At 68.8% G+C, this 10419-nt stretch carries 7 protein-coding genes; 2 read left to right on the forward strand and 5 right to left on the reverse strand.

The window, feature by feature from the left end; all coding sequences use genetic code 11:
- The first annotated feature begins 145 nt into the window (after positions 1-145).
- A complete protein-coding gene (locus BLW44_RS18160; protein WP_245647450.1) occupies positions 146-1354 on the forward strand; it encodes an endo-beta-N-acetylglucosaminidase H in 1209 nt (402 codons plus the stop codon).
- On the opposite strand, the gene BLW44_RS02885 is transcribed toward BLW44_RS18160, so the two are convergent.
- The 4 genes from BLW44_RS02885 to BLW44_RS02900 are packed head-to-tail and all read right to left on the reverse strand — an operon-like array spanning position 1355 to position 7781.
- Positions 1355-4621, reverse strand: coding sequence for a GH92 family glycosyl hydrolase (locus BLW44_RS02885; protein WP_060927838.1), 3267 nt, complete (start codon positions 4619-4621; stop codon positions 1355-1357).
- Complete coding sequence (locus tag BLW44_RS02890; RefSeq protein WP_139305227.1) at positions 4618-5553, reverse strand: carbohydrate ABC transporter permease; 936 nt, start codon at positions 5551-5553, stop codon at positions 4618-4620. Before BLW44_RS02890 ends, BLW44_RS02885 begins: the two co-directional genes overlap by 4 nt.
- A complete protein-coding gene (locus tag BLW44_RS02895) occupies positions 5550-6437 on the reverse strand; it encodes a carbohydrate ABC transporter permease (RefSeq protein WP_060927837.1) in 888 nt (295 codons plus the stop codon). Before BLW44_RS02895 ends, BLW44_RS02890 begins: the two co-directional genes overlap by 4 nt.
- A 42-nt stretch (positions 6438-6479) precedes the next feature.
- Positions 6480-7781: an ABC transporter substrate-binding protein gene (locus BLW44_RS02900; protein ID WP_074731557.1), complete on the reverse strand. Its 1302-nt coding sequence runs from the start codon at positions 7779-7781 to the stop codon at positions 6480-6482.
- 212 nt (positions 7782-7993) lie between these two features.
- On the opposite strand from BLW44_RS02900, the gene BLW44_RS02905 reads away from it, so the two are divergent.
- Positions 7994-9304, forward strand: a complete 1311-nt coding sequence (locus BLW44_RS02905; RefSeq protein ID WP_060927835.1) for a glycoside hydrolase 5 family protein — start codon at positions 7994-7996, stop codon at positions 9302-9304.
- A 65-nt stretch (positions 9305-9369) separates the two neighbouring features.
- Here BLW44_RS02905 and BLW44_RS02910 read toward each other — a convergent pair whose 3' ends face one another.
- Positions 9370-10401 (reverse strand): LacI family DNA-binding transcriptional regulator, encoded by a 1032-nt coding sequence (locus tag BLW44_RS02910; protein WP_060927851.1) that lies wholly within the window; start codon positions 10399-10401, stop codon positions 9370-9372.
- Between the last annotated feature and the right edge of the window lie 18 nt (positions 10402-10419).

Raw genomic sequence — 10419 nt, forward strand, 5'->3', positions numbered from 1 at the left:
ATTAAGGCGGTCGGGAAGGGGCGGATGCTGCGGCATCCGCCCCTTCTTCTCTGCCTTCCGATGAGATCACTTAAGCGCTATAGTCGGCGTCAGGTCGCGACGGCGCGACCGGATTCGACAACGACGCCGAAGGAGACGATCAGTCATGAACCAGAACGTCAGGAATCACCGGTTCCGAAAGGGCATCGCCGGTCTCGGAGCGCTCGCCACCGCTGCTGCCGGCCTATTCGTCGGGACCGCGGGTGCCACCGCCGACACGACCGAGCCGGTCGATCCGCAGCTCGCGGTCTACGTGGAGGTGAACTCGAACGATTTAGCGAACGTCGCCGACTACACGCTCGCGGAGTCGGGCGAGGCCGCGATCGACATGGCGATGATCTTCGCCGCCAACATCAACTACGACGGCGAGAAGGCGTACCTGCACTTCAACGAGCGCGTCACCGAGACGCTCGAGAACGCCCAGACGCAGATCCGTCCGGTGCAGGCGAAGGGCACCAAGGTGCTGCTCTCGGTGCTCGGCAACCATCAGGGTGCCGGGTTCGCGAACTTCTCCTCCTTCGAGGAGGCCGACGCCTTCGCCGCCCAGCTCGAGGATGCCGTGGACACCTACGGTCTCGACGGCATCGACTTCGACGACGAGTGGACGGAATACGGGGCGAACGGCACGCCGCAGCCCAACGCGCAGTCGTTCGGATGGCTCGCGACGGCGCTGCGCGATCGGCTCGGACCAGACAAGATCATCAGCCTGTATGCGATCGGCCCCACATACACGACGACCGACTTCTCGCTGTTCGACGCGGCCGGCGTGCTCGACTACGCGTGGAACCCGTACTACCCGACCTATGACGCCCCGACGGTGCCGGGACTCGACGACAGGGGGCGGCTCGGCGCGGCCGCGATCGACCTCTCGAACACGAGCGCGGCGACGGCGGCGGACTTCGCCGAGCGCACCGTGGCCGACGGTTACGGCGTGTACGTGGCCTACAACCTGACGGCGACCGATCAGTCGGCGTACCTCTCGGGCATCACCGAGGCGTTGAAGGGGGAGTCGACCGTGTACCGGGCAGCGCCCGGCGACACGACGCCTCCGACGGTCACGATCAAGTCCGGCGCGAAGTACACCAAGGGCGACGCGGAGGACGGGTACAAGCGCATCAGCTTCGGACTGCACGACGAGGGGCAGATCGACCGGCTCTACGTCAACGGCGTCCTCAAGGACCTCACCGACGACCGGTGGAGCGACCTGAACTTCGTGAAGTCGGGCGCGTTCGGTGCCGTGAAGGGCGAGAACACGCTGCAGGTGCTCGACGTCGCCGGCAACACCACGGAGGTGTCGTTCGTCCTGACGAAGTGATCAGCCGAGGTCGAAGACCTCGAGCTGACGGATCGTGACCTCGGCCTCCGCCCGCACGCGGATGGCCGAGGTCACGACTCGTGCGGCCAAGGTGAACGGCGTCGTACGGTCGCGGGGCAGGTCGCTCTCCTGCGTCACCGGGGCAGGGGTCCAGCCGCCGTCCTGGCGCTCGACCTCCCACCGCAGATGCGATGACGATGCCTCGGCGGCCATCGTCACGGTCAGGTCGCTCACCGCGCGGGGTTCGGTGAACCGCCACCCGATCCATTCCCCCGCCGAGAGTGCCACTCCCTCACGGCCGGCCGGATCGCCGTCGTCGAAGGCGTGATCCGCGTGCGCGACAGAGGCGGATGCGATCGCGCCGCCCCCGCCCGCGGTCAGATCGGGTCGCCAGGCGACGACCTCCGAGCGCGCCGGGACGCCCGACTCGAGCGCGGTCGCCGGATCGGTGCCGAACACGAGTTCGAGCTCGGCATCCTCCGTCCCGACGAGGAGGGCGTCGACGGCCAGGTCGGCCGAGGTCAGCGAGACACCGTTCAGTGCCGCGGCCTGCAGGACGGATGCTGCCGGGTCGCTGCTGCGTCGCGAGCGGATCCGCAGCGAGCGGCCGTCGCCCCGCTGCACGCGGATGTCGTCGAAGAGGGGCGAGCCGATGCGCAGCACTCCCGAGGCGAGCTCGAGCGGGTAGAGGCCGAGGGCCGCCCACAGCCACCAGGCGCTCATCTCGCCGTTGTCCTCGTCGCCGGGGAAGCCCTGGCCGATATGGGCACCGGCGAACAGGCGGCCGGCGAGGTCGTGCACGATCTCGCCGGTGCGCCACGGCCGGTCCGTGAACGCGTACATGAAGGGGATGTGGTGTGCCGGCTGGTTCGAGATGGCGCACATGCCCGAGCGCAGCGCCCGCGCCTCGCGCTGCTCGTGGATGACGGTGCCGTAGGCGCCGCCGAACCGTTCGTCGGCGGTCTCGGGCTCCGCGAACAGAGCGTCGAGGTGACGACCGAGACCCTCAGGGCCGCCGTGCAGCTCGGCAAGACCCGCGCCGTCGTGCACGATGCCCACGGACATGCCCCAGGCGTTGGTCTCGACGTTGTCACCGCCCCAGACCCTCGGGTCGAAGTCCTCGGCGAACGCCCCGGCCGAGTCCCTGCCACGGAAGAAGCCCGACTCGGCGTCGAACAGCGTGCGATACGACAGCGCGCGATTGGCGAAGTAGCGCGCGAACGAGCGGAAGCGCGCGGCATCCGACTCCGACTCCGCGTCCTCGGCGAGCTGCGCGGCGAACCGGCCGAGAGCGGCATCGCTCACCGCGTTCTCGATGCTCCAGCTCATCCCCTCGGGGACCTCCAACGGGATGTAGCCCGTGAAGCGACCCCTGGCGATGCCTTTGCGACCGCGCAGGGCATCCGGACCCGGTTCGCAGGCGTTGCGCCATCCGCTCTCGAAGGCGGCGGTGCGGTCGAAGCGCACCCCCCAGCGGGCGGCGTCGGCGAAGATCTGGTCGCTGGAGGTGCCCACCATGCTGTCGACGTAGCCCGGGGCGCTCCATCGGGCCATCCAGCCGCCTCGGCGGTACTGCGCGAGTTGACCGTCCAGCAGTCGACCGGTCAGTGCGGGATCGAGCAGGGCGAGCGCCGGCCACTCGGTGCGGTACGTGTCCCAGTAGCCGTTGTTGACGACGAGCTCTCCGTCGACGATCGGCGCGCTGGTCATCTCCTCACCGAACGGCAGTCGAGCTGTGTACACGTCCGCGAAGCGCGGGCGCGGGTGCGCCGCGGTGCCGGATTCCTCCGCCGCCGTGTTCGGATACAGGTGCATCCGATGGAGGGCGGCGGCGATCCTGGCTCGGTGCTCCTCGTCGGCCAGCCTCCGGAACGGCGCCTGCGATGGGGGGAGCGCCGGGATGCTCACGCGCGACAGCACCCGGTCCCATGCCGCCGCGGCTCGGGAGCGGAGGTCGTCGTATGTCACGTCCTCCGGTGCCTCGAGCTCCAGGCTGCGCCTGGCCTGCTCCACGGAGAGGAAGGACACCGCGACCCGCACCTCGAGGGAACCGCGTCCGCTCACGTGTCCGGCGACGCGGCCGCGCCCGTCGTCGTCGAGCATCCCGTGTGTGCGGGACGCATCCGTCGCGTCCGCACCTGCATCACTGCGAGGCCGGCGCACGACACCCGCGAAGTAGCCGCGGGGCGCGTTGCCCCAGTCCTCGGTGCCCTCCGGCAGCCATCCCTCGAAGCGATCGGGAGAGGTCCACCGCAGCAGCCCCTCGTCGGTGGGCTGATCGATCACGAAGCCGACGGTCGCCTCGGGATCCGTCGCGGTGACGCGGAACGCCGCGGTGTGCGAGGCCGCGGTCATCGAGGCCGACAGCCCGCCGTTCAGCTCGACCGCGTACTCGTGCGGCCTCGCGCGCTCGGACCCCGGGGTGATCCACCGACGGCGCGTCGAGCGCTCCGACGCCGGCCGCCCCGCGAAGGGCATCAGCTGCAGCACCGAGCGGTCGCCGATCCAGGGACTCGGCTGGTGCGAGAACTGCAGCGCCTCCAGCCGTCTGCCGTCGGGGTCGTCGTGGATGCTCGGGCGATACGGCCAGCGCGTGTCCGAGGCGTCGGTGGCCGCGGTGACGAAGGCGAACCCGTGCGGCACCGCGACCGCGGGGATCGTGTTGCCCCGCGAGAACCTCGGCCCGGAGTGCGTGCCGCGGCGGGTGTCGACGCGGTCGACCGGCCGAGGCTCGCCCGATGCCGTCTGCTCTTCGAGGACGCACTGCACGAAGCCGGTGACCACGGGAGGGAGGTTCGGATGCGCGGCCAGCGCGTCCGTGCCGAGGACGATCTCGACCGTGGCCGTGCCGCCCTGCAGCGGCTCGAGTGCGACGGTGTCGGCGTTCCACTGCTCGGGCATGCTCCAGCGGGCGTCGAACTGCGTATCCGCGGTGAGGGCGACGTCGTAGCGATCGCGGACGGCTCCGATGCCGCTCAGTCTCGTCCCCTCCCCGCCGCGCACATCGCCCGTCCGCACATCGACAGTGACGGCGAGTGCCGCGTGCGGAGCGAGGGCGGCCGCCGCGCCGTCGGCATAGAACGCCCAGTGCAGCACCGTCTGCGGCGTGATGTCGACGTCTGTCAGCCCCGGCACCTCGACCCGCTGCTCGCCGGCGGCGGGGTCGAAGGAGAAGGCGAAGACCCGACCGGAGAGCACGCCGGCACGAGGCCGGGACGAGGGAGGATCCGCCGGACCGTCGGCTGGCGTGAGATGCGCGGTGCTCACCCCTTGATCGCGCCTTCCTGCACGCCCTTGAAGAAGAAGCGCTGGGTGAAGGAGAACATGATGACGATCGGCACGAGGGCGATCATGGTGCCGGCGGCGATCAGGCGCGGGTCGACCGAGAAGCTGCTGTTGAGGTACGCCATGCCGACGGTCAGCGTGTACTTCGCGGGATCCGAGAGCACGATCAGCGGCCAGAGGTAGTCGTCCCACGCGCCGATGAAGGCGAAGATGGCGACGACGGAGACCATGCCGCGGATGTTCGGCCACACGATGTGCCTGATGCGCTGCCAGGTCGTCGCCCCGTCGACCGTCGCCGCATCCAGGACGTCCTTCGGGATCATCCGGCACGCCGTGGCGACGAGCAGCACGTTCATGGCGCTGATCGCACCGGGCAGGAACACGCCCCACAGGGTGTCGGCGAGGCCGAGGGCGCGGATGGTGAGGAAGTTGCTCGTCACCGTGACCTCACCTGGGAACAGCAGGGTCGAGAGGAGGATGGCCATGACGATCCACTTGCCGCGGAACCGCATGCATCCGAGGGCGTAGCCGGCGAAGGTCGCGAGCACGACGTTGCTGACGACCGTGCCGACCGAGACGAGCAGTGAGTGCCACGCGTAGAGGTACACCGGCACGATCTCGGCGACGGTGGCGTAGTTCTGCAGCGTCGGCTCGCGGGGAATGAGGTTCGGCGGGAAGGAGTAGATGTTCTCCTGCGGGCCCTTGAACGACGTCGACAGCTGCCACAGGAACGGGCCGATGACGAGCACGAGCACGAGCAGCAGCAGCGCGTATCGGCCGATCAGACCGCCGAGTGTGGGCTTGCTGAAGTCTCCCGAGCCGCGGCGACGGAAGATGGGTTCGCGCGTGGTCGCAGCCGGCTGGTCGTCGGGGCGACGCTCGTCGTCGATGCGGGGCGGAGTCAGGGTGCTCATGCGGAGACCTTCGCCTTCTTCTCGCGATTCATGAAGGCGATCGCGGCCAGCGGGATGAGGGTGAGCAGGAACAGGGCGACGCTGATCGCCGAGGCATAGCCGATGTTGCCGTTGAGTCCGGAGCCGACCTGACGGATCAGCATGACCAGCGACATGTCGTAGCCGCCCGGCCCGCCCGTGCTCTTGGAGAGGACGTCGAGCTCGGCGAACACCCTCATGGCCGACACCGCGATGAGCACGGCGATCAGGAGCATCGCGCCTCGCACCGAGGGGATCGTCACCGAGAGGAAGCGACGGAAGGATCCGGCGCCGTCGAGCATCGCGGCCTCGTGCAGCTCCTTGCCGACGTTCCCGAGGGCTGCCAGGTAGACGACCATGTAGTAGCCGAGGCCCTTCCACACGGTCAGCAGGATCGCGCAGCCGAGCAGCAGCCAGCGATCGACGAGGAACGCCATGGGCTTGTCGACGAGTCCGAGGAACTCGAGCGTCTGGTTGATGATGCCGCGGCTGTCGAACAGCCACGTCCAGATGAGGGCGACCACGACCACAGAGGCGATGACCGGGAAGTAGAAGGTGGTGCGGAAGAACGCGATGCCGGGGAGCTTCTTCTGCACGAGCAGGGCGAGCAGCAGCGGGAGGATCGTGAGCAGCGGGACGCAGACCACCACGTAGATGATGCACGTGGTCAGCGCGTTCCAGAACATCTCGTCCCCGAACATCCGCTCGTAGTTCGCCCCGCCCACGAACTCGGGGGTCCGCAGGGGGCGCGCGTCGGTGAAGCTCAGGAACACGGTGTTGAGGAACGGCCAGAGCGCGAACACCAGCACCCAGATGACAGCGGGGCCGAGGAGGAGCCACGGGGTGAACCACCGGTGCGATCTCATGGTGGTCCTCCTGGTCCGGGTGCTGGTGTGCGCGCTCATGGCTTACTGGTCCACGCGGTTCGCGTTGGCGTACTCGACGATCTTGTCGAGCTGCTCCTTCGCGTCGGCCTCGCCGTTGACGGCCAGCGCGATCTGCTGGGTCATGTACGTCGCCATGTCCGAGGTCCACTGGAACGGGATGGCCTTGGCATCCTCCATCGCGGTGAACACGGTGTCGATCGCGGCGAGCTGCTTCTCATCGGTGATCGACGACGAGATGTTCTCGACGACGGCGTCCCCGCCGCCCGAGGTGCCGGGCGCCGTGCCGACGGCGAGCGATGAGAAGGCCACCTGGTTCTCCTCGTTCGTCGCGAACTCGGCGAAGGCGAGGGCGGCTTCCTTGTTGTCGGAGTCGGCCGAGACGTTGAGTCCCTGCACGTAGAGCGGCGGGATGCCGAGTCGCTGCGTGGCGACGGTGTTCTCGAGCAGCGCGGGGGCGTCCTTGGCGAGGTCGGTCGTGAAGCCGGTGCCGCCGGTCGTGAATGCGACCTTCTCCTGGATGTAGGCCTCGGCGTTCCCGCCGTAGTCGCCGGTCAGCGCCTCGGCCGGCATCGCGCCCGCGGCGTAGGCATCCGCGTACTTCTCGATGATCGCCGCCGCCTCATCCGTGTTGAAGTCGAACTCGCCCTTGTCGTTGATGACCTCCATGCCTGCGGAGGTGAAGGTGTCGAGGGCCGGGATCGACGAGAGCAGCTGCACCTTGCCGCCGGACTCGGTCGCGACGTCCTCGGCGAGGTCGAGCAGCTCGTCGACCGTGGTCGGGAGGTTGTCCTCCGTGACGCCGTACGGCGCCAGCTGGGCGAGGTTCCACCACGACGCATCGCTGGAGAGGTACCAGGGCAGACCGTAGGTGCCCTCGACCTCGGGGTACTGGCTGTACGCGTCCCACGCCCCGGCGTTGTACTCCGACTTCAGGTCGGGGTCGGCCTTCTCGAGGTCGAGGAGCTTGCCGGCGGCCACCAGCGGGTAGGCGATGTCCGGCGGCAGGTTCAGCACGTCGGGCAGGGTGTCGGCGTTGGCCTGGCTCAGGATCTTCTCCTGGTAGCCGTCACCCGGCTGGTCCAGCCACTCGACCGTGACGTCGGGGTGCTCCTTCTCGAAGGCGTCGATCAGGTCTTCGAAGTACGGGGTGAACTTCTCGTTCTTCAGCGACCAGGTCTGGAACTGGATCGTTCCGCTCAGTTCGCCGGAGGTGTCGATGGGGCCGTCTGAGCCTGTGGGGGCGCCGCCCCCGGTGCAACCGGCGAGCGCCATGGCGCCGATCGTGAATGTTGCCAGAGCGACAATGCGTGCGGGAACTTTCATCGTGCTTCTTCCTCGAGGCGGGCGATTGGCGGTGTCCACTCCCGTGGACTACAACGCTTTAGCAGATGAAACCATCGGAAGCCGCCTCTGTCAAGGCTAGCCATCGTGTCGTCAATCGAGAGAGTGAGAGACGGGTAGGGCTCTGGTTGCTCAAGCGTTATAGTGGTGCGACCTGTCCTCGTCGGAGGGCTCTCTCGGAAAGGTCCGGACACATGACGCAGCGCCGCGCTCTCGATGCTCCACTGAGATTCGGGGCGAACTACACGCCGTCGAAGGAGTGGATGCACTCCTGGCTCGACTTCACCCCCGACGATGTGCGGCGTGACTTCGCAGCGCTCGCGGAGCTGGGCCTCGACCACGTCAGGGTCTTCCCGCTGTGGAACGTGCTGCAGCCGAACCGCACCCTGATTCGCACGAAGGCCGTCGACGACGTGCGCGCCATGGTCGACATCGGCGCGGAGTTCGGCCTGGACGTCAGCGTCGACGTCATCCAGGGCCACCTGTCGAGCTTCGACTTCGTGCCGTCGTGGCTCTACACCTGGCACGACCGCAACATGTTCACCGACCCGACGGCGCTCGAGGGGCAGGCGGCTCTCGTGCGCGCGCTCGCCGGGTCGCTGCGCGATGCGCCCAACTTCCTCGGGCTGACCCTCGGCAACGAGGTCAACCAGTTCTCCGCCCACACGCACCCCTCGCCCTGGCCGGTGACGACGGATGAGGCCGGGCGATGGATCGAGACGCTGCTGGCCGCTGCCGAAGAGGCGGCACCGGGGCTCCCTCATGTGCACAGCGAGTACGACGCCGTCTGGTACATGGACGGGCACGGCTTCACCCCGGCCCACGCGTCGCGTCTCGGCGCGATGACCACCATCCACTCCTGGATCTTCAACGGCACCGCCCAGCGCTACGGCGGAAGGTCTGTCGCGGCCGACCGTCATGCCGAGTACCTCATCGAGCTCTCCCGCGCGTTCGCGACCGAGAGCGACCGACCGGTGTGGCTGCAGGAGGTCGGCGCCCCCTCGAACTGCCTGGAGGAGAGCGAGATGCCCGACTTCCTCGAGGCGACGCTGCGTTCGGCGGTGCGCACCGACGATCTCTGGGGGGTGACGTGGTGGTGCTCGCACGACGTCAGCCGCGACCTCGGTGACTTCCCCGAGCTGGAGTACTCGCTCGGGCTCATCGACCAGAGCGGAGCGGCCAAGCCCATCGGACGCCGCTTCGCGGAGCTGATCCCCGAGCTGCGTGCGCGGACGGCTGCTCCCGCCCGCGACACCGCGATCGTGGTCGAGGTCGACGAGCACGAGGTGCCTGTGAGCCGGGCGGCGCTGAGCCCGGGCGGCGCGGTGTTCCAGGCCTGGGTGGATGCCTGCTCCGCTGGCGTGGATCCCGCGTTCGTCACCTCGCGGGCGGCGCTCGATCCCGCGGCGCTGGATGCGCGCGGCATCCGCTCGCTGATCCGTCCTGATCTCGCGGCCGGCGAGGTCGACCGCTACGGCTCGGTCAACACGGTTCTGAACGGCTGAGGCGGGCCTGAACGGCTGACGCGGGCCTGAACGGCTGACTCGGGCGCGGCCGGAATCCGAGCGCGTCAGGAAGCCGCGGTGGGTGGCGCGGTGCTCTCGCGTGCGGTGAGGGTCGGAGTCGGTCCCTGGATGCTGGGCAGGGTGGTCCCTGCGACGATCTGCTCCAGGAGCAGCGTGGCCGCGCGCTCGCCGAGCTCGAACGTGTCGCGGGTCATGGCCGTGATCGACGGGTTGATGAGACCCGCGATCACGGAGTCGTCGAACGACGCGATCGAGACGTCGCGGGGCACGGAGCGTCCCATCTCCTGCGCGACCCGGAGGCCCGCCACCGCCATCACGTCGTTGTCGTAGACGATCGCGGTCGGGCGCACCCTCCCCGAGAGCTGTGCCCTGGTCACGGCCGACGCGCGGGCGGGGGAGAAGTCCGTAGTGATCACATCGCCGGTGACGCCATCGGACGCCATGCGTGCGAGCACCTGCGCCCGCAGATGTGTGTGCTCGAGGTCGTCGGGACCCGCGACGTAGGTGATGCGCGTGTGGCCGAGGGCGGCGAGGTAGGAGAACAGCGTCTCGGCGACCTCGTCATCGGCGATCCAGACACTGGGGACGGCGCCGACGGGCGAGGGCTTCGAGCCGATCAGCACCGCGCGGGCGTCGAGGGCCGTGATGCGGTCGCTGCGGGGGTCGTCGTCGCGTGGGTCGATCATGATGATGCCGTCGACCTGGTTCGACGAGCGCCATTGCCGGTGCACCTCCATCTCCTCGGCGATGTCCGAGACGAGCCGCAGCTGCAGGCTGACCTTGCTCTCCGAGAGTCGCGACTCGATGCCGGCGATGAGGTCGGTGAAGAAGGCCTCGGATCCGAGCGAGCGGGCAGGACGCGCGAGCGCGAATCCGACCGTGTTGGCGCGTGCGCCGACGAGCGCTCTGGCGGCGGAGCTCGGCTGCCAGTGGTTCTCCTCGACGATCGAGAGGATCCGCTGCCGGGTCTCGTCGCTCACGCCGGGACGACCGTTGAGGGCGAACGACACGGCACCGGGGGAGACACCGGCCATACGCGCGATGTCCGCGATTGTGACGCGTTTGCCGGAAGTCATGGGCATCACCCTACTTGA

This window comes from Microbacterium hydrocarbonoxydans, from assembly GCF_900105205.1.
Taxonomy (GTDB): Bacteria; Actinomycetota; Actinomycetes; order Actinomycetales; family Microbacteriaceae; genus Microbacterium; species Microbacterium hydrocarbonoxydans.